19 protein-coding genes are annotated in these 18,264 nt (G+C 61.6%); 1 reads left to right on the top strand and 18 read right to left on the bottom strand.

The window, feature by feature from the left end; translation table 11 throughout:
• Positions 1-5: 5 nt before the first annotated feature.
• The 16 genes from hemN to ccoN (HX875_RS22175) form a co-directional block, all read right to left on the bottom strand.
• Positions 6-1,388 (bottom strand): oxygen-independent coproporphyrinogen III oxidase, encoded by a 1,383-nt coding sequence (gene hemN, locus HX875_RS22250; RefSeq protein WP_177045717.1) that lies wholly within the window; start codon positions 1,386-1,388, stop codon positions 6-8.
• A 103-nt stretch (positions 1,389-1,491) separates the two neighbouring features.
• Entirely contained in the window at positions 1,492-2,175 is a 684-nt protein-coding gene (locus HX875_RS22245) for a sulfite exporter TauE/SafE family protein (protein WP_169387422.1), read from the bottom strand.
• A complete protein-coding gene (gene ccoS / locus HX875_RS22240; protein WP_177045715.1) occupies positions 2,168-2,386 on the bottom strand; it encodes a cbb3-type cytochrome oxidase assembly protein CcoS in 219 nt (72 codons plus the stop codon). The genes HX875_RS22245 and ccoS overlap by 8 nt, the downstream gene beginning before the upstream one ends.
• A gap of 22 nt (positions 2,387-2,408) precedes the next feature.
• Positions 2,409-4,859 (bottom strand): heavy metal translocating P-type ATPase, encoded by a 2,451-nt coding sequence (locus tag HX875_RS22235; RefSeq protein WP_177045713.1) that lies wholly within the window; start codon positions 4,857-4,859, stop codon positions 2,409-2,411.
• Positions 4,860-4,972: 113 nt separating this feature from the next.
• Complete coding sequence (locus HX875_RS22230; RefSeq protein WP_177045711.1) at positions 4,973-5,512, bottom strand: FixH family protein; 540 nt, start codon at positions 5,510-5,512, stop codon at positions 4,973-4,975.
• A gap of 14 nt (positions 5,513-5,526) precedes the next feature.
• On the bottom strand, positions 5,527-6,930 hold the full coding sequence (gene ccoG / locus HX875_RS22225) for a cytochrome c oxidase accessory protein CcoG (protein ID WP_177045709.1): 1,404 nt from the start codon (positions 6,928-6,930) through the stop codon (positions 5,527-5,529).
• Between the two features lie 207 nt (positions 6,931-7,137).
• Positions 7,138-7,548, bottom strand: a complete 411-nt coding sequence (locus HX875_RS22220; RefSeq protein ID WP_177045707.1) for a type II toxin-antitoxin system VapC family toxin — start codon at positions 7,546-7,548, stop codon at positions 7,138-7,140.
• Positions 7,548-7,802, bottom strand: a complete 255-nt coding sequence (locus tag HX875_RS22215) for a type II toxin-antitoxin system Phd/YefM family antitoxin (RefSeq protein WP_177045705.1) — start codon at positions 7,800-7,802, stop codon at positions 7,548-7,550. The genes HX875_RS22220 and HX875_RS22215 overlap by 1 nt, the downstream gene beginning before the upstream one ends.
• Positions 7,803-7,972: 170 nt before the next feature.
• Positions 7,973-8,950 (bottom strand): cytochrome-c oxidase, cbb3-type subunit III, encoded by a 978-nt coding sequence (gene ccoP, locus HX875_RS22210; protein WP_177045703.1) that lies wholly within the window; start codon positions 8,948-8,950, stop codon positions 7,973-7,975.
• Positions 8,947-9,132: a CcoQ/FixQ family Cbb3-type cytochrome c oxidase assembly chaperone gene (locus tag HX875_RS22205; protein WP_008437575.1), complete on the bottom strand. Its 186-nt coding sequence runs from the start codon at positions 9,130-9,132 to the stop codon at positions 8,947-8,949. Before HX875_RS22205 ends, ccoP (HX875_RS22210) begins: the two co-directional genes overlap by 4 nt.
• A 5-nt stretch (positions 9,133-9,137) precedes the next feature.
• Positions 9,138-9,746, bottom strand: a complete 609-nt coding sequence (gene ccoO / locus HX875_RS22200) for a cytochrome-c oxidase, cbb3-type subunit II (protein WP_003193167.1) — start codon at positions 9,744-9,746, stop codon at positions 9,138-9,140.
• A complete protein-coding gene (ccoN, locus tag HX875_RS22195) occupies positions 9,746-11,188 on the bottom strand; it encodes a cytochrome-c oxidase, cbb3-type subunit I (RefSeq protein WP_177045701.1) in 1,443 nt (480 codons plus the stop codon). Before ccoN (HX875_RS22195) ends, ccoO (HX875_RS22200) begins: the two co-directional genes overlap by 1 nt.
• Before the next feature lie 473 nt (positions 11,189-11,661).
• A complete protein-coding gene (gene ccoP / locus HX875_RS22190; protein WP_177045699.1) occupies positions 11,662-12,609 on the bottom strand; it encodes a cytochrome-c oxidase, cbb3-type subunit III in 948 nt (315 codons plus the stop codon).
• Complete coding sequence (locus tag HX875_RS22185) at positions 12,606-12,812, bottom strand: cbb3-type cytochrome oxidase subunit 3 (protein WP_177045697.1); 207 nt, start codon at positions 12,810-12,812, stop codon at positions 12,606-12,608. The genes ccoP (HX875_RS22190) and HX875_RS22185 overlap by 4 nt, the downstream gene beginning before the upstream one ends.
• A gap of 3 nt (positions 12,813-12,815) precedes the next feature.
• The gene (gene ccoO, locus HX875_RS22180; RefSeq protein ID WP_177045695.1) at positions 12,816-13,424 is read right to left on the bottom strand and encodes a cytochrome-c oxidase, cbb3-type subunit II; all 609 of its coding nucleotides are present in this window, start codon (positions 13,422-13,424) and stop codon (positions 12,816-12,818) included.
• 10 nt (positions 13,425-13,434) lie between these two features.
• Positions 13,435-14,868, bottom strand: coding sequence for a cytochrome-c oxidase, cbb3-type subunit I (gene ccoN, locus HX875_RS22175; RefSeq protein ID WP_177045693.1), 1,434 nt, complete (start codon positions 14,866-14,868; stop codon positions 13,435-13,437).
• A 79-nt stretch (positions 14,869-14,947) separates the two neighbouring features.
• Between ccoN (HX875_RS22175) and HX875_RS22170 the strand changes: the two genes are divergently transcribed.
• Positions 14,948-15,640: an alpha/beta family hydrolase gene (locus tag HX875_RS22170; RefSeq protein ID WP_177045691.1), complete on the top strand. Its 693-nt coding sequence runs from the start codon at positions 14,948-14,950 to the stop codon at positions 15,638-15,640.
• Positions 15,641-15,724: 84 nt separating this feature from the next.
• Here HX875_RS22170 and HX875_RS22165 read toward each other — a convergent pair whose 3' ends face one another.
• Positions 15,725-17,290, bottom strand: a complete 1,566-nt coding sequence (locus HX875_RS22165) for a methyl-accepting chemotaxis protein (protein WP_177045689.1) — start codon at positions 17,288-17,290, stop codon at positions 15,725-15,727.
• Positions 17,291-17,375: 85 nt separating this feature from the next.
• The gene (locus HX875_RS22160; protein WP_177045687.1) at positions 17,376-18,167 is read right to left on the bottom strand and encodes a CPBP family intramembrane glutamic endopeptidase; all 792 of its coding nucleotides are present in this window, start codon (positions 18,165-18,167) and stop codon (positions 17,376-17,378) included.
• Positions 18,168-18,264: the final 97 nt, after the last annotated feature.

Here is an 18,264-nt window from a genome sequence, read left to right as displayed (position 1 = left end):
CAGGGTCAGATCACTCGCGAAAATCGCTGCCGGTTCTGGTGCTCCAGATAGGCGTCGAACACCATGCACACCGAGCGCACCAGCAGGCGGCCGGCGGGTAAAACCCGGATGCCCTGTTGGTCGAGCTCGATCAGCCCGTCTTCGGCCATTGCCACAAGTTGTGGCCAGGGCTCATCGAAGTAGCCGCGAAAATCAATGTTGAAAGCCTGTTCAATCGGCTCGAAGGCCAGGTTAAAGGTGCAAATCAACTGCTGAATCACTGCCCGTCGCAACCGGTCATCGGTAGTGCACAACAACCCACGGCTGGTGGCCAGTTGTGCGCCGGCCAGGGCGTTCTGGTAGTGATTCAGGTCGCTGCTGTTCTGGCAGTACAGGTCGCCAATCTGGCTGATCGCCGACACCCCAAGCCCGATCAAGTCGCAATGCCCGTGAGTGGTGTAGCCCTGGAAGTTGCGTTGCAGCGTGCCTTCTTCCTGGGCGATGGCCAACTCGTCATCCGGCAGGGCGAAGTGGTCCATGCCGATGTAGCGGTAGCCGGCGTTGGTCAATTGTTCGATGGTGGTTTGCAGCATCAACAGCTTTTCGGCCGGTGACGGCAGGTCCTCGGTATTGATCCGTCGCTGGGGCATGAACCGTTCCGGCAGGTGCGCGTAGTTGAACACCGACAGGCGATCCGGTTGCAGCTTGATCACTTCCTCCACCGTGCGGGCGAAGTTCAGCGGCGATTGCTTGGGCAGGCCGTAGATCAGGTCGATATTGATCGAACGAAATTGCAGGGTGCGCGCCGCGTCGATCACCGCCCGGGTTTCTTCCAGGCTTTGCAGGCGGTTCACTGCCCGCTGCACGTCGGGGTCGAGGTCCTGCACGCCGATGCTGACGCGGTTGAAACCCAGCTCCCGCAGCAGGCCCATGGTCGCCCAGTCGGCTTCCCGCGGGTCGATTTCAATCCCGTAGTCGCCGGAATCATCGTCCAGCAGGTTGAAGTGCTGGCGCAGCCGGGCCATGACCTGGCGCAATTCATCGTGGCTGAGAAAAGTCGGGGTGCCGCCGCCAAAATGCAGCTGCTCCACCGGCTGTTTCGGGTCGAGGTGGCAGGCCACCAGTTGGATCTCCTGCTCCAGGCGTTGCAGGTACGCGTGAGCCCGCCCTCGGTCCTTGGTGATGACCTTGTTGCAGGCGCAGTAGTAGCAAATATTCGCGCAGAACGGCACATGCACATACAGCGACAGTGGCCGGACGGCCTTGCGACTGTCGCGCAGGGCGTGGAGCAGGTCGAAGGTGCCGACCTGGCTGTCGAATTGTACGGCGGTGGGGTACGAGGTGTAGCGCGGCCCCGCCAGGTCGTAGCGGTGAACCAGATCAGTGTCCCAACGAATGGCGTCGAGCATGCGGGCGTTCCCCCGGATAGGCTAGTGGGCCGAGTCTAGGGGCTGGGTGCAGGGGCCATCTTGATTTGCATCAACGGGGAGCGGCGCTATGCCACATGGCGATCTAGTGGCCCATTAGCCAGTGCTGGTGGGGGCCGGGCAACGTCCATAGGCCAAACACAATCACCAGCAGCCCACCGGTCATGCGCACACTGCGTTTGCGCAACAGTGCAGTGACACGCTCGGCTGCCAGCCCGGTGGCCAGCAGTACCGGCCACGTGCCGAGGCCGAAGGCGAGCATCAACACTGCACTGTCCAGCGCATTGCCCTGGCTGGCCGCCCACAGCAGGGTGCTGTAGACCAACCCGCATGGCAGCCAGCCCCAGAGCGCGCCCAGCAGCAAGGCACGGGGCAGGCTGGACACCGGCAACAAACGGTTGGCAACCGGCTGGATATGGCGCCACAGGCCGCGCCCGAGGCTTTCGATACGGGTCAGGCCGCTCCACCAGCCGGCCAGGTACAACCCCATGCAGATCAGCAACAGCCCGGCGAGGATGCGCATGAACATCGCCGCCGGGCTGTTGGCCACCGCCCAGCCGGCGAGGCCGATCAGCAGGCCGGCGGTGGCGTAGCTGAGGATACGTCCCAGGTTGTAGGCCAGCAGCAGGCGAAAACGCCGGCTGCGTTGCTCCTTGGGAATCGCCAGGGTCAGCGCGCCCATCAGGCCGCCGCACATGCCCAGGCAATGGCCGCCGCCCAGCAGGCCGAGGATCACCGCCGAGACCAGCAGGGGCGCGAGTTCAAGCATGGGGCGGGTCTTTCGGCTTGGGCGGTTGCTCAGGGCCGTTGGCTTCATCGACGGCGGCCAGGTGATTCGGGTCCTGGTCGTCGAACAGCACGCTGTGGGCCGGGCCGTCGAGGTCGTCATACTGGCCGCTGTCCACCGCCCAGAAGAAGATGCAAATGGCGATAGCCACGATCAACAGCGCCGCCGGGATCATCACGTAAAGAGCTGGCATCTGCACTCCATGCCCGGGCGGCTCACGCCGGCAGCGGACGGGTTACGGGGGCGGGGCTCGTGGCTGGCGTGCTCGGCATGCGAGTCAGGCGCAGGGCATTGAGCACCACGGTCAACGAACTGAGGGACATGCCGATCGCGGCCCAGATCGGGGTGATCCAGCCGAGGGCGGCAAACGGCAACATCAGGCCATTGTACAGCCCGGCCCACAGCAGGTTCTCAATGATTACCCGGCGGGTGCGCCGGGCCAGGGTGAAGGCTTGCACCAGGGCATCCAGACGGTTCGACAGCAGCACTGCGTCGGCGCTGGTCTTGGCCAGGTCGGTGGCCGAGCCCATGGCCACGCTGATGTCGGCAGCGGCCAGTACCGGCACGTCGTTGACCCCGTCGCCGAGCATCAGCACCTTGCGGCCTTCCTTGTGCAACTGTTGCAGCATGTGCAGCTTGTCGTCGGGGCGCAGGCCGCCGTGGGCTTCGTCGATCCCCAGTTCCGCAGCGACACTGGCGACCATCGGCGAGCTGTCCCCCGACAGCAGCAGCGTGCGCCAGCCGCGGGCCTTGCAGGCGGCGAGCAAGGCTGGCGCGTCGCTGCGCAGGCGGTCTTCCAGGACAAACCAGGCCAGGACGCCGTCGGTATCGCCCAGCAGCAGCCATTGGCCGGCGTCCTTCGGCGAGGCGGGGAGGGCGCAACCGCTCAGTTCGCAGACAAACCCCGGCTGGCCAATGCGCAACTGGCGGTTGCCGACGCGTCCTTCCAGGCCCAGGCCCGGCGTGCTGAACACCTCGTCCGCCGCCAGTGGTGCACGGCCAAATGCGCGGGCGATCGGGTGTTCGGAGCGTTGTTCCAGCGCGGCGGCAAGGCTCAGGCATTCGTCGCTGCCCAGCACGCCCAGCGGACGAATCGCACGCAAAGCCAGGCGGCCTTCGGTGAGGGTGCCGGTCTTGTCGAAAATCACTGTGTCGATCTGGTTCAGGCCTTCCAGCACGTGGCCACGGGTCAGCAGCAGACCGAGTTTGTGCAGGGTTCCGGTGGCCGCCGTCAGGGCGGTGGGCGTGGCCAGGGACAGGGCGCAAGGGCAGGTCGCAACCAGCATCGCCAGGACGATCCAGAAGGCTCGCGATGCATCCAGCTCCCACCACAGCAAGCCGATCACTGCCGCAGCGATCAACGAGCACAGCAGGAACCATTGGGCGGCGCGATCGGCGATTTCCGCCAGCCGGGGTTTCTCTGCCTGGGCGCGCTCCAGCAGGCGCACGATGGCCGACAGGCGCGTGTCGTGGCCCAGGGCACGGACTTCGACGGTCAGTGCGCCTTCAACGTTGAGGGTGCCGGCGGTGACGGCATCGCCGACCTGTCGTGGCTGCGGCAGGTACTCGCCGGTCAGCAGGGATTCGTCGATGCTCGACTGGCCATCGAGGATGATGCCGTCTGCCGGCAGCACTGCTCCGGGATGTACCAATACCCGGTCGCCCAGGGCCAGCTCGCTGAGCAGGATGCGTTCACTTTGCCCGTCGGCACTCATGCGCAGGCACGAGGCCGGCAGCAGGTTGACCAACTGTGCGGTGGCCGCCGCCGTACGTTCCCGGGCGCGGCGCTCCAGGTAGCGCCCGGCCAGCAGGAACAGGGCAAACATGCCCACCGCATCGAAATACAGCTCCCCGGTGCCGGTAATGGCGGTCCAGATCCCGGCCAGGTACGCACCACCGATGGCCAGCGACACCGAAACATCCATGGTCAGGTGGCGGGTGCGCAGGTCACGCATCGCGCCTTTGAAGAACGGTGCGCAGCTGTAGAACACGATTGGAGTTGTAAGAAACATCGCGACCCAGCGCAGGATCACGTGCAGTTCCGGGCTCAGATCGATATTGAATTCCGGCCAGGTGGCCATCGTCGCCATCATCGCCTGGAACCACAGCAGCCCGGCCACGCCCAATTGGCGCAAGGCCAGGCGGTTTTCGCTGGCCAGCTGTTCGGCGGCGCGGTCGGCTTGATACGGGTGGGCGGCGTAGCCGATGTGGCGCAACTCGCCGAGCAGTTGGCTCAGTGGCAATTGCCCGTCGGCCCAGCGCACGTGCAGGCGGTGGTTGGACAGGTTCAGGCGCGCCTCGGCCACGGCGGGCAGGTTGCGCAGGTGTTTTTCGATCAGCCAGCCACAGGCGGCGCAGCTGATGCCTTCCATCAACAGCGTGGCTTCCGACAGCTCGCCGTCGTGGCGTACGAAGGGTTTTTGCACATCGGCGCGGTCATACAGCGCCAGTTCGTCCACCAGTTGCACCGGCAGCGCCTCGGGGTTGGCCGAGGCTTCACTGCGGTGCTGGTAATAGCTTTCCAGGCCACCGGCGACAATCGCCTCGGCCACCGCCTGGCAGCCCGGGCAGCACAGCTCGCGGGACTCGCCGAGGATCACGGCGGTGAACCGGCTGCCAGGCGGCACGGGCAGGGCACAGTGGTAGCAAGGGATGGGCGTGGTCATGGTTTGAATCTATGGTGGCGGGTAGGGCCTCATCGCGGGCAAGCCCGCTCCCACAGGGGAATGCATTCCAAATGTGGGAGCGGGCTTGCCCGCGATGCGCGGAGCGCGGCTTTTTATTTTTTCAGGTCTTCAGCACCCTGCAGCGGCTCGTCGCCCAGCAGCAAATCCTTGTCATGGCTGACCTGTTCTTCTTCAAACATGCGCCAGGTCCGGTCGCCTTCCACGCCCAGCAATTCGACGAAGCGGCGGCCTTCGACCTTGTCGGTCACCTGGCCGATGTAGCGGCCGGGTTCGCTGTCGCTGCGGGTCAGGATGATCTTGCGATCCTTCTCCGGCTGGGTCGGCGAAATCAGGTTCAGTTCCAGGGTGCCGGGCCCGCTGTTGCCGGTCAGGTGCAACTCGACTTCGCCGGTCAGCTCGTCCAGGTGCACCTTGGCGCGCAGTTGCAGGGTCTGGGCCAGCAGTTCGCGGTCCAGGGAGCGGTTGATGCCTTTGCCCGCCTCGTAGTAGTTGTCGTTGACCAGGTTATCGGGGTTCTTCACCGCGATGGTCACCATGGACAAGGTCAATGTCACCGAGCAGGCCAGGATCCCGATGATGATCCAGGGCCAGAGGTGCTTGTACCAGGGGCTTGCGGCAGTAGCTGCGGGCATTGTTGTGCTCTCTATTAACGAACTTGTGGGCCGATGAATCGGCTCTTGGCTTCAATGTGGACGCTGTCGTCATCGGCATCCCTGAGGATGAATTTCACCTCGTTGGTGCTCGAAGGCAGTTGTTCCGGCGCGCTGGACAGCTCCACCGGCATGCTGAAGATTTCCCCGGCAGCCACCTTGATCTCGCGCCGGCCTTGCAGCTTGAGGTCTGGCAGGCCGGCGGCGTCGAGCACGTAGGTGTGGTCGCGCTGGTCCTTGTTCATGATCTTCAGGCTGTAGACGTTTTCGATCCGGCCTTCGGCGTTTTCGCGGTACAGCACGCGGTCCTTGCTGACGTCGAAACCTACCAGCGAACGCATGAAGAACGCGCCCGCCAACAAGCTGATCATTGCCAGCAGCACCAGGGCATAACCGATCAGGCGCGGGCGCAGCTTATGGGTTTTCTGCCCTGACAGGTTGTGCTCGGTGGTGTAGCTGATCAGGCCGCGGGGGTATTCCATCTTGTCCATGATGTTGTCGCAGGCGTCGATGCAGGCCGCGCAGCCGATGCATTCGATCTGCAGGCCGTCTCGGATGTCGATGCCGGTGGGGCACACCTGCACGCACATCGTGCAGTCGATGCAATCCCCCAGGCCCTCGGCCTTGTAGTCGATGCCTTTTTTGCGCGGGCCACGGGTTTCGCCACGGCGCGGATCGTAGGAAACAATCAGGGTGTCCTTGTCGAACATCACGCTCTGGAAGCGCGCATACGGGCACATGTAGATACACACTTGCTCGCGCAGCCAGCCGGCGTTGCCGTAGGTGGCGAGGGTGAAGAAACCGACCCAGAAGTACGACCAGCCATCAGCCTGGCCGGTGAAGAAGTCGAACACCAGTTCACGGATCGGCGAGAAGTAGCCGACGAAGGTCATGCCGGTGACAAAGCCGATGATCAGCCACAGGCTGTGCTTGCTGAACTTGCGCAGGAACTTGTTGGCGCTCATCGGCGCCTTGTCCAGCTTGATGCGCTGGTTGCGGTCGCCTTCGGTGACCTTTTCGCACCACATGAAGATCCACGTCCACACGCTTTGCGGGCAGGTGTAGCCGCACCAGACGCGGCCGGCATACACCGTGATAAAGAACAGGCCAAACGCCGCGACGATGAGGATGCCCGACAGCAGGATGAAATCCTGGGGCCAGAAGGTCGCGCCAAAAATGAAGAATTTACGCTCCGGCAGGTTCCACCAGACGGCCTGGTGGCCACCCCAGTTCAGCCACACGGTGCCGAAGTAGAGCAGGAACAAAGCCGCGCCTCCGAGCATGCGCAAGTTGCGGAACAGGCCGGTGAAGGCGCGGGTGTAGATCTTCTCTCGCGAAGCGTAGAGGTCGACGGTTTTGGCAGGCGGGGTAACGTTCTGTACCGGTATCTGGTCGCTCATCATTGCATCCCACGGCGGTGGAGATTTGCCTCGGCCAGTACGTGCCAACCGGGGTCAAATTGGGGGTGTTGCAGTGGCGTAATGATACGCCCCCGATCCCTCTCAAGGGGTGCGACCTTTGGTCGCGTTGGGGGAAATCAATTGATGGTGTACGTGATCTGGATCAATTGACTTGTGAAGTATGGACGGTATTTACGGCCTTAGAGGTCATTCGTCCCATGGATTGATCAGCGTGACGCCGCTGGATTGAAAGTCACGGATGTTGCGGGTGACCACTGTCAGGCCATGAACCAGGGCGGTTGCAGCGATTAGCGCGTCACTTTCGTTGGCTTGGTCTGGCACATGCAAGGTGGCACAGCGTAGTGCCACTGCCGCATCAATCGGCAGGATTCTGGCATCAAACGCCGGCATTACATGGCGCTTGAGCCAGGTACGTAAAATCTTCCCCTGAGCGGGGTCACGCCGCTCCATTCGCAGGATTCCTGTTTCCAGTTCCTTCAAGGTGATGGCTGAAATATACATCCGTGGTGCGATGACGCTTTTGGCCCAGGCGACGACGTTCACGTCAGCCTGGGGTTTACGAAGTTCAGAGATGACATTGGTGTCGAGTAGATACATCAAGAGAGGTCCACGGGTCGATGGATGATCACGGCACGTTCGGTTTCGAACTCGATATCTGCCGCTTCCGGCATCACCAACAGGTCAACAATATCCGCATTGAGCCCCGTCAGTTTTTGGTAGTCCTCAATGCTTAGCAGTACATGGGCCGGCCTGCCTCTGTCGGTGATAAAAACCGGGCCTTGGCGGGCGGCTTTTTTGGCACCGCTTGTGTCTTGATTGAATTCACGGCTGGAAATGGTGGTGATGGTCATGGGGGCTAGCCTCCTCATGGAGTACGAATGTAGATACGTTACTACTGCTGTTTTTCTTGATCAATCTCAAATGTAGATACGTTGCTGGAGGGTGACGACTTTTTCGATGTGCAAACAAAACGGCCCCGCCAATTTCCACTGGCGGGGCCGTTTTTTATTGCCGCTTTGCCTTACTCGGCCTCAGCCGCCTTATCCCCATGGGACAGGCTGTAAACATACGCCGCCAGCAAGTGCACCTTGTCATTGCCCTGCAACTGCTCCTGCGCAGGCATCTGGCCCTGACGGCCATAACGGATGGTCTGTTGCAGTTGCGCGAAGCTCGAGCCGTAGATGAACGCGCCCGGGTGGGTCAGGTCAGGTGCGCCCATCGCTGGCGTACCTTTACCCTGTGGGCCGTGGCACGCCACGCAGTTGGCGGCGAACAGTTTCTCGCCGTTGGCCACGTCTGCCTTGGCGCCTTCCGGCAGTTTGCGGCCATCGAGGTTAGTCACCACAAAACCGGCCACATCGGCCACGCCTTGCTCGCCAATGACTTCGGCCCAGGCCGGCATCACCGCGTGGCGGCCTTTCATGATGGTTTCCTTGATGGTCGCCGGCTCACCGCCCCAGCGCCAGTCGGCGTCGGTCAGGTTAGGGAAGCCGTAGGCACCCTTGGCGTCGGAACCGTGGCACACCGAGCAGTTGGAGGCGAACAGGCGGCCACCCATCTTCAAGGCTTGCGGGTCCTTGGCCACTTCTTCAATCGGCATGGCGGCGAATTTGGCGAAGATCGGCCCGAACTTGGCGTCCGACTTGGCCATTTCCTTTTCCCATTCGTGCACGCCGGTCCAGCCGGTCTGGCCGTTGGCAAACGGGGTTTGCTTGTCGTTGTCGAGGTAGGCGTAACCCGGCAGCAGGCCTTTCCAGTTGCCCAGGCCAGGGTACAGCGCCAGGTAACCCAGGGCGAAGATGATGGTGCCGACGAACAGCATGAACCACCATTTGGGCAGCGGGTTGTCGTACTCCTCGATGCCGTCGAACGAGTGCCCAACGGTTTCATCGGTTTGCTCGGCGCGCTGGCCCTTGCGGGTCGACAGCAGCAGCCAGGTCAGGGCGAAAATGGTACCCAGACTGAGGACTGTGACGTACAGACTCCAGAACGTAGTCATTCTTTGTTACTCCTAGACGCTTCCACGACGTGCTTGATGGCTTCGGGATCATCCGCGAAGGGCAGCAACGTCGCGTCTTCAAACTCCGACTTGCGCTTGGGGCTGAACACCCACAAGGCCAGGCCGATAAAAGCCACCATCACGACAACGGTGCCCAGGCCTCGAATCATCCCGATATCCATCCAGATCACCGTTTGCTTTTGATGATGGTGCCAAGGCCTTGCAAGTAGGCCACCAGTGCGTCCATTTCGGTCTTGCCCTTCACGGCAGCGGCCGCGCCGGCGATGTCTTCGTCGGTGTAGGGCACGCCGAGGGTGCGCAAGACTTCCATCTTCTTGGCGGTGTCCTTGCCGTCGAGCTTGTTTTCGACCAGGAACGGGTACGCCGGCATTTTCGACTCGGGCACCACGTTGCGCGGGTTGTACAAGTGCGCGCGCTGCCAGTCATCGGAGTAACGACCGCCGACACGGGCCAGGTCCGGCCCGGTACGCTTGGAACCCCACAGGAACGGATGGTCCCACACGCTTTCACCGGCCACCGAGTAGTGGCCGTAACGTTCGGTTTCGGCGCGGAACGGACGGATCATCTGCGAGTGGCAGCCGACACAACCGTTGGCGATGTAGACGTCGCGGCCTTCCAGTTCAAGCGCGGTGCGCGGCTTCATGCCTTCCACCGGCTTGTTGGTCACGTCCTGGAAAAACAGCGGAACGATCTGGGTCAGGCCGCCGATACTCACGGCGATGACCATGAAGAAGGCCAGCAGGCCGATATTCTTCTCGACTACTTCATGCTTCATCAGTGAGCTCCCACAACGGCGATCTTGGTAGCGGCTTCGGCTTCTACAGGGTCGGACGCACGCACGGTGCGCCACACGTTGTAGGCCATGAACAGCATGCCGCTGGCAAAGATCGCACCGCCCAGGGCGCGCACGATGTAACCCGGATGGCTGGCTTGCAGCGCTTCGACGAAGGAGTAGGTGAGGGTGCCGTCATCGTTGATTGCACGCCACATCAGGCCCTGGGTGATGCCGTTGACCCACATCGAAGCGATGTAGAGCACGGTACCGATGGTGGCCAGCCAGAAGTGGGTGTTGATCAACGCGACGCTGTGCATCTGCGCCCGGCCGAACAGTTTCGGGATCATGTGGTACAGCGCGCCGATGGAGATCATCGCTACCCAGCCGAGGGCGCCGGCGTGTACGTGGCCGATGGTCCAGTCGGTGTAGTGGGACAGCGAGTTGACCGTCTTGATGGCCATCATCGGGCCTTCGAAGGTCGACATGCCGTAGAACGCCAGGGAGACCACGAGGAACCGCAGGATCGGGTCGGTGCGCAATTTATGCCAGGCACCCGACAGGGTCATCATGCCGTTGATCATGCCGCCCCAGCTCGGCGCCAGCAGGATGATCGACATCGCCATGCCCAGGGACTGGGCCCAGTCCGGCAACGCGGTGTAGTGCAGGTGGTGCGGGCCGGCCCAGATGTACAGGGTGATCAGCGCCCAGAAGTGCACGATGGACAGGCGATAGGAGTAGATCGGACGCTCGGCCTGTTTCGGCACGAAGTAGTACATCATCCCCAGGAAGCCGGTGGTGAGGAAGAAGCCTACGGCGTTATGGCCGTACCACCACTGGATCATCGCGTCCGTCGCACCGGCGTAGGCCGAGTAGGACTTGAAGAGGCTCACCGGCAAGGACGCGTGGTTGACGATGTGCAGCATCGCCGTCACCAGGATAAACGCCCCGTAGAACCAGTTGCCGACGTAGATGTGCTTGGTCTTGCGCTTGACGATGGTGCCGAAGAACACCACCGCGTAGGTCACCCAGACAATCGCCAGCAAAATGGCGATCGGCCATTCCAGCTCGGCGTATTCCTTGGTAGTGGTGTAGCCCAGCGGCAGGGTGACGATCGCGCCAACGATGACCGCTTGCCAGCCCCAGAAGGTAAAGGCAGCCAATGCATCGGAAATCAGTCGCGTTTGGCAGGTTCGCTGCACGACGTAATAAGAAGTGGCAAACAGTGCACATCCACCGAAGGCGAAAATCACCAGGTTGGTGTGCAACGGGCGCAGGCGTCCAAACGTCGTCCATGGCAGGCCAAAATTCAACTCTGGCCAAACCAGTTGCGAGGCGATGAAAACGCCGAGCCCCATGCCAAGGATCCCCCAGACCACCGTCATGATGGCGAACTGGCGGACTACCTTATAGTTATAAGCAGTCGGACTGATTGCTGTGCTCATTCTAAGGTTCCACGGTTTAGGTTTTTTTATAGGGTAAAAATCGGTCGCAAGTATGGAGAAAGCAAGATTCCATTGCAACGCAAGGTGACCTGCGTCAATGCGTTCCAAACCAGATTCTGCGCCCTTTCCATGTTTGGCGTAAGGACAAAATTCAGGGTTAAAAGCTGACGACTTGGACAGGATTTTAGAAGGGTCGAAGGTACTTGTAACTAGGTGTGTGTAAACAAGCGGCCCGGACGACGAACGGTCAGTGGCACGACAGCCGGTAAGTACCAGCCTTTGCGCCTGTCATCGAGCAGAAATGTTTCAACCCATCGAGTGCAAGTCGGCCATCGACCGGCCAATGCCGGTCCATTGTGCAAACAAGCGTAGACCCGAATGGCAGGAGGGGAAAGTCAGCGATCGGAAGGGTGCGACAATGGGTCGCAAAAAAGCCGCACCTGAATCAGGCGCGGCTTTTGGGTAGTGCGCGGTTACTTGGGTTGGCTGTCAGGCGTTGCGCCATCGGCGTTGTGGGACAGGCTATAAACGTAGGCGGCCAGCAGGTGCACCTTGTCATTGCCCTGCAGCACTTCCTGCGCCGGCATCTGGCCCTGGCGACCATGGCGGATGGTCTGCTGCAACTGCGCCAGGCTGGTGCCGTAGATGAAGCCGCCTGGCTGCGTCAGGTTCGGCGCGCCCATGGCTTCCATACCGTGGCCTTCAGGGCCGTGGCAGGCAACGCAGGTGGTGTTGAACGCCACCTGGCCGGCGGCCACATCGGCCGTGCTGTCAGCCGGCAATGGCAGCTTTGCCAGGTCATGGCGCACATAGGCGGCGACGTTCTTCACACCGTCTTCGCCGAGTATTTCACCCCAGGCAGGCATCGCGGCATGACGGCCATTCATGATGGTCATCTTGATGGCATCGGCCGAACCGCCCCAGCGCCAGATGTTGTCCGCCAGGTTCGGGAAGCCGTAGGCGCCCTTGGCGTCCGAGCCGTGGCACACCGCGCAGTTGGAGGCAAACAGGCGACCGCCCATTTTCAGCGCTTGCGGGTCCTTGGCCACTTCTTCCACGGGCATGGCCGAGAATTTGGCGAAGATCGGTCCGAACCTGGTGTCGGCCTTGTCCATTTCCTTGTCCCACTCCTTGGCCGAGGTCCAGCCGTCTTCATAGCCCGGCAGTACGCCTTTCCAGTTGCCCAGGCCCGGGTAGAGGATCAGGTAGCCGACGGCAAACACCAGGGTGCCGGCGAACAGCATGAACCACCATTGCGGCAGCGGATTGTCGTATTCCTCGATCCCGTCGAAGGCGTGGCCCATGGTCTGGTCGACGCTGCCCTTGGTCTCGCCCTTGCGGGTGCCGATCAACAGCCAGGTCAGGCCGATCAGGCTGCCGAGGGTCAGTACGCAGATCCATGTACTCCAGAAGGTAGTCATGGCCGGTTGCTCCTTGTTGCAGGCTCTTCTTGAGCGTCGGGGGTTGGCGGTTGGGGTTCATCGGCAAACGGCAGCAGGCAGGCTTCTGCGAACTCCGCGTTGCGCCGGGAGTTGAACACCCACAGCGACAGGCCGATGAAGGCGATGGCCACGACCAGCGTGCCGAGGCCGCGGATGGTTCCCGCATCGAATTCAAATCCCATGGCTCACCTCTTGCTCTTGATGGCAGTGCCGAGCACTTGCAGGTAGGAAACCAGCGCGTCCATCTCGGTCTTGCCCTTGAGGCTGGCCACGGCGCCGGCGATGTCCTCGTCGGTATACGGCACGCCGAGGGTGCGCATCACTTTGAGCTTGGTCTCGGTATGGCTGCTGTCGACCGCGGCGGTGACCAGCCACGGGTACGCCGGCATCTTCGATTCCGGCACCACGTTGCGCGGGTTGTACAAGTGCGCGCGGTGCCAGTCGTCCGAGTAGCGTGCGCCGACGCGGGCCAGGTCCGGCCCGGTGCGCTTGGAGCCCCACAGGAACGGGTGATCCCACACGCTTTCACCGGCCACCGAGTAGTGGCCATAACGCTCGGTCTCGGCGCGGAACGGACGGATCATCTGCGAGTGGCACTGTACGCAGCCTTCGCGGATATAGATGTCGCGGCCTTCCAGTTGCAGCGCGGTGTAGGGCTTCATGCCTTCCACCGGCTTGTTGGTCACGTCCTGGAAGAACAGCGGCACGATCTGGGTCAGGCCGCCGATACTCACGGCGAGCACCATCAGCAGCATCAACAGGCCGACGTTCTTTTCAATGGTTTCGTGTTTCATCATCGACTCCTCAGGCCATCTGCGCGGCGGCGGGGTGTTCGGCGGCTTGGAGGGATGGCGCCGAACGCACGGTGCGCCAAGTGTTGTAAGCCATCAGGAACATGCCGCTGAGGAAGATCGCCCCGCCCACCAGCCGCACGATGAAGCCTGGGTGGCTGGCCACCAGGGTTTCGACGAAGGAGTAGGTCAAGGTGCCGTCTTCGTTGACTGCACGCCACATCAGGCCCTGGGCGATGCCGTTGACCCACATCGAGGCGATGTAGAGCACGGTGCCGATGGTGGCCAGCCAGAAGTGCGCGTTGATCAGGCCGAGGCTGTACATCTGCTCGCGACCGAAGACTTTCGGGATCATGTGGTACAGCGCGCCGATGGAGATCATCGCTACCCAACCGAGGGCGCCGGCGTGTACGTGGCCGATGGTCCAGTCGGTGTAGTGGGAGAGGGCGTTGACCGTCTTGATGGCCATCATCGGCCCTTCAAACGTCGACATGCCGTAGAACGCGAGGGACACCACCAGGAAGCGCAGGATCGGATCGCTGCGCAACTTATGCCAGGCGCCCGAGAGCGTCATCATCCCGTTGATCATCCCGCCCCAGCTTGGCGCCAGCAGCACCAGCGACATCACCATGCCCAATGACTGTGCCCAGTCCGGCAGCGCGGTGTAGTGCAAGTGGTGAGGGCCGGCCCAGATGTACAGGGTGATCAGTGCCCAGAAGTGCACGATGGACAGGCGATAGGAGTACACCGGGCGCTCGGCCTGTTTCGGCACGAAGTAGTACATCATCCCGAGGAAGCCGGCGGTGAGGAAAAAGCCTACCGCGTTATGCCCGTACCACCACTGCACCATGGCGTCTGTCGCACCGCCATACAGCGAGTAGGACTTGGTCAGGCTGACCGGAATTTCCAGGTTGTTGACGATATGCAGGATGGCCACGGTGATGATGAACGCACCGAAGAACCAGTTACCGACGTAGATGTGCTTGGTGTTGCGCTTCATCACTGTGCCGAAGAACACGATGGCGTAGGCCACCCAGACGATGGTGATCAGGATGTCGATCGGCCATTCCAGCTCGGCGTATTCCTTGGAGCTGGTGTAGCCCAGCGGCAAGGTGATCGCGGCCAGCACAATGACCAACTGCCAGCCCCAGAAGCAGAACTGGGCGATCTTTGGCGCAAACAGTTGTGTCTGGCAGGTGCGTTGCACCGAGTAGAAGGAACTGGCAAACAGCGCGCAACCGCCAAAGGCGAAGATCACCGCATTGGTGTGCAGTGGGCGCAAGCGGCCGAAACTGGTCCAGGGCAAATTGAAGTTGAGTTCGGGCCATACCAACTGGGCGGCGAGAAAAACCCCGAGCCCCATGCCGACGATGCCCCACACCACCGTCATAATGGCGAATTGGCGGACCACCTTGTAGTTATAGGCGGTACTTAAAGTAGTGTTCATGGTTCCCCATCCACGGTTCAACCCAAGCAAATGCGGCACTTGGGCTGGAGTTATAGGCAGACTAAAAAGCGAGGCAAGCATGGGCAAAGAGCACAAGGCCAGTATTGACGGGGATCAATGGGCGCAGTGTGTGCGGGAACGCGGCTGGTTGTGGGATGTCGCGACAGGGTCTATCGCGCGTACGCCGGTGACGCTGATCCTGGCCCACGGTGCGGGTGCGCCGATGGACTCGGGGTTTATGAATGACATGGCTGCACGCCTTGCCGGGCATGGCGTGAACGTGTTGCGTTTCGAGTTTCCGTACATGGCCCAGCGTCGTGTGGACGGCGGGAAACGCCCGCCCAATCCTGCCCCGAAATTGCTGGAATGCTGGCGTGAGGTGTACGCCGAGGTGCGACGTCATGTCGCTGGGAAACTGGCGGTTGGCGGCAAGTCCATGGGCGGGCGGATGGCCAGTTTGCTGGCGGATGAATTGGGTGCAGACGGGTTGGTGTGCCTGGGTTATCCGTTCTATGCGGTGGGCAAGCCGGAGAAGCCGCGGACCGAGCATCTGGCCGGGTTGAAGACGCCGACGTTGATTGTGCAGGGCGAGCGGGATGCACTGGGTAATCGGGCGGCGGTGGAAGGGTATGTGTTGTCGCCGTGCATCGAGGTGATGTGGCTGGTGGCGGGGGATCATGACTTGAAGCCGTTGAAGGCTTCAGGGTTTAGTCATGAGCAGCATCTGGAGGCTGCGGCGGTGAAGGTTTCAAGCTTTCTTGCTGATCTTTAGGGCCTCATCGCAGGCAAGCCAGCTCTCACATTTTGATTTGCGAATACATTCAAATGTGGGAGCTGGCTTGCCTGCGATAGCTGTCTACCGGTTGAAGCGCTCCACCAGCGAATACTGGGTATTCGCCGTATGCGTCAGCTCTTCACTCAACTGCGCCGAATTCAACGCCTGTTCCGACGTCTGGTCCGCCAACAGCGCAATGGTGCTGATATTGCGGCTGATCTCTTCCGCCACCGAACTCTGCTCCTCGGTCGCCGCCGCAATCTGCGCCGTCATGTCGGTGATGTGCGCCACTGCCTCACTGATCCCGATCAGCGCCTGATCCGCTTCCATCACCCGCGCCACACCTTCCTCGGCCTGGCGATGCCCGGCGTCCATGGTCTGTACGGCGGCATTGGCGGTCTGCTGCAGCTTGGCGATCAGCGCATGAATCTGCCCGGTGGACTCGCTGGTGCGCTGCGCCAATTGCCGAACCTCGTCAGCCACCACCGCAAAACCCCGGCCCATCTCACCGGCACGGGCCGCTTCGATGGCCGCGTTCAGGGCCAGCAGGTTGGTCTGGTCGGCGATGCCTTTGATCACATCCACTACGCCGCCGATCTCGTCGCTGTCCTTGGCCAGTTGGGTCACGGTCACGCCGGTTTCGCCCACGGCCACCGACAGGCGTTGAATCGCCTCGCGGGTTTCACCGGCGATATCCCGGCCACGCCCGGTCAGGCGATTGGCTTCCTGGGTGGCGTCGGCCGTGCGTTGTACATGGCTGGCAACTTCCTGGGTCGTCGCGGCCATCTGGTTGACGGCCGTGGCCACCTGCTCGGTTTCCACGCGCTGGCGCTCAAGACCGCTGGAGCTGTTATGCGCCAGGGTGTTGGACTGTGCGGCCTGGTCGTTCAAGTGTTCGGCAGTGTCCTGCAAGCGTGTAAGACACGTCTTCAGGCGCGCCTCCTGGCTGAGGATCGACATCTCCAGGCGGGCCTGGGCGCCGCGGCTGTCGGTGTACATCTGCGCGATCAACGGGTCGGACGTGGTCTGCTCGGCCAGGCGCAGCAAACGCTTGAGTCCGCGCTGTTGCCAGCTCAGGCCCAACAGGCCCAGCGGCACCGAGAGCGCGGCGGCCAGGGCAAAGCCCCAGTGGGAATTGAGCCAAACACCAATCAGAAAACTCAACTGGCTGACCAGGATAAACGGCAGCCAGTCCTGCAATATCGGCAGCCACTTGTCGCGGCGCGGAATGGCCGGCTTGCCCTGGTTGATGCGCTGGTAAAGCGCTTCGGCACGGCGGATCTGCTCGGCGGTGGGCTTGACCCTTACCGACTCGTAGCCAATCACCTGATTGCCGTCGAAGACCGGCGTCACATAGGCGTTGACCCAATAGTGATCACCGCTTTTGCAGCGGTTCTTGACGATGCCCATCCATGGCAAGCCTTGTTTGAGCGTGGACCACATGTGTGCAAACACTGCCGCCGGAACATCCGGGTGACGAACCAGGTTGTGCGGGGCACGCAGCAGTTCGTCACGGGAAAACCCACTGATCTCGACGAAGGCGTCGTTGCAGTAGGTGATCACGCCTTTGGCATCCGTGGTGGAGATCAACCGTTGCTGAGCGGGGAAGGTACGTTCGCGCTGGGTAACGGGTTGGTTATTACGCATGAGTTTTCAATCCGCAAGGCTTTGACAGGTTGTCGACCGTTGCGGGGTTTTATTTAACTTATTTTTTGCAACAATCGGCTCCGCCTCAGCCCGCCAGCATCGGATACGTAAATAACCCGAAATGCAGCAAATTCAGCCCGAAATGCGTAACGATCGCCGCGCCCAACCCGCCAAAACGATACGCCAGCCCGTAACCGACGCCAGCAATAGTCGCCAACAGCGTCCACTGCCAACCTGCGCCCAGGTGCACCACTCCGAACAATAGCGCTGCCAGCAGCAGTGCCAGGTTTTCACCATAGGGCAACTGCCTGAAACGCCGGCTCAACCCGCCCTGGATATAGCCCCGAAACAACGCTTCTTCCACCAGGGTCACCAGCAACAAGTTGTTCAACACCCACAACCACGCCTGCTCAGGCCATTTCGGCGCCCAGCTGATGACGCCCAACAACGCAGCGCCGCCCAGTGCGGCAATCGCCGTCAGAGTCAATGCCATGGCCGTCGCATAGATCGACAGCCGCAATGACCTGCGAGCCACGATCCACGGGCACGCCAGCAACAACCAAAAGCCGATCAGCGGCTTATCCTGATTCAAATACATCGAGAACGGCACGGCATCGTCAGTAAAGCGCTGCGGGGCGATGCCCCGACCGTTGTAGAAACCCGGCAGCCAATGCATCGCCAACCCCAGCGCCAGCACGATAAACAGCCCATGGCCCAGATAACGCACCCAAGGGTTGCGCTGCTGGCGCACGGCAAACCCGGCCAACAGCAGCATGGCGACGGACAATCCCGCCAACAACCCCAATTGCCCGTAGCTCAAGGCGAGTACATAGCCGATGGAAAGAAGCGCCAGGTACAGCCATGGCATCGCGAGCATGGGAAATCCTTGTGACTATCAAAATCTGAGGCCGGCAGTATAACGACCGTCTCCCGCGGCAAAAATGAAAACACCGCCTTCGAAGGCGGTGTTTTGT

The organism is Pseudomonas yamanorum (genome assembly GCF_013386765.1).
Taxonomy (GTDB): domain Bacteria; phylum Pseudomonadota; class Gammaproteobacteria; order Pseudomonadales; family Pseudomonadaceae; genus Aquipseudomonas; species Aquipseudomonas yamanorum_A.
The sequence above is the reverse complement of the archived record's forward strand: the minus strand, read 5'-3'. Positions and strand labels throughout refer to the sequence as shown.

Bases quoted from the DNA above. Each gene is read 5' to 3' on its own strand.
- ccoO (WP_177045695.1), bottom strand. From the start codon at position 13,424: ATGAAACACGAAACCATTGAAAAGAACGTCGGCCTGTTGATGCTGCTG.
- HX875_RS22220 (WP_177045707.1), bottom strand. From the start codon at position 7,548: ATGTATCTACTCGACACCAATGTCATCTCTGAACTTCGTAAACCCCAG.
- ccoS (WP_177045715.1), bottom strand. From the start codon at position 2,386: ATGCCAGCTCTTTACGTGATGATCCCGGCGGCGCTGTTGATCGTGGCT.
- HX875_RS22235 (WP_177045713.1), bottom strand. From the start codon at position 4,859: ATGACCACGCCCATCCCTTGCTACCACTGTGCCCTGCCCGTGCCGCCT.
- HX875_RS22245 (WP_169387422.1), bottom strand. From the start codon at position 2,175: ATGCTTGAACTCGCGCCCCTGCTGGTCTCGGCGGTGATCCTCGGCCTG.
- HX875_RS22230 (WP_177045711.1), bottom strand. From the start codon at position 5,512: ATGCCCGCAGCTACTGCCGCAAGCCCCTGGTACAAGCACCTCTGGCCC.
- ccoO (WP_003193167.1), bottom strand. From the start codon at position 9,746: ATGAAGCATGAAGTAGTCGAGAAGAATATCGGCCTGCTGGCCTTCTTC.
- ccoN (WP_177045701.1), bottom strand. From the start codon at position 11,188: ATGAGCACAGCAATCAGTCCGACTGCTTATAACTATAAGGTAGTCCGC.
- HX875_RS22205 (WP_008437575.1), bottom strand. From the start codon at position 9,132: ATGGATATCGGGATGATTCGAGGCCTGGGCACCGTTGTCGTGATGGTG.
- HX875_RS22185 (WP_177045697.1), bottom strand. From the start codon at position 12,812: ATGGGATTTGAATTCGATGCGGGAACCATCCGCGGCCTCGGCACGCTG.
- HX875_RS22170 (WP_177045691.1), top strand. From the start codon at position 14,948: ATGGGCAAAGAGCACAAGGCCAGTATTGACGGGGATCAATGGGCGCAG.
- HX875_RS22215 (WP_177045705.1), bottom strand. From the start codon at position 7,802: ATGACCATCACCACCATTTCCAGCCGTGAATTCAATCAAGACACAAGC.
- ccoG (WP_177045709.1), bottom strand. From the start codon at position 6,930: ATGAGCGACCAGATACCGGTACAGAACGTTACCCCGCCTGCCAAAACC.
- ccoP (WP_177045703.1), bottom strand. From the start codon at position 8,950: ATGACTACGTTCTGGAGTCTGTACGTCACAGTCCTCAGTCTGGGTACC.
- HX875_RS22165 (WP_177045689.1), bottom strand. From the start codon at position 17,290: ATGCGTAATAACCAACCCGTTACCCAGCGCGAACGTACCTTCCCCGCT.
- ccoN (WP_177045693.1), bottom strand. From the start codon at position 14,868: ATGAACACTACTTTAAGTACCGCCTATAACTACAAGGTGGTCCGCCAA.
- hemN (WP_177045717.1), bottom strand. From the start codon at position 1,388: ATGCTCGACGCCATTCGTTGGGACACTGATCTGGTTCACCGCTACGAC.
- ccoP (WP_177045699.1), bottom strand. From the start codon at position 12,609: ATGACTACCTTCTGGAGTACATGGATCTGCGTACTGACCCTCGGCAGC.
- HX875_RS22160 (WP_177045687.1), bottom strand. From the start codon at position 18,167: ATGCTCGCGATGCCATGGCTGTACCTGGCGCTTCTTTCCATCGGCTAT.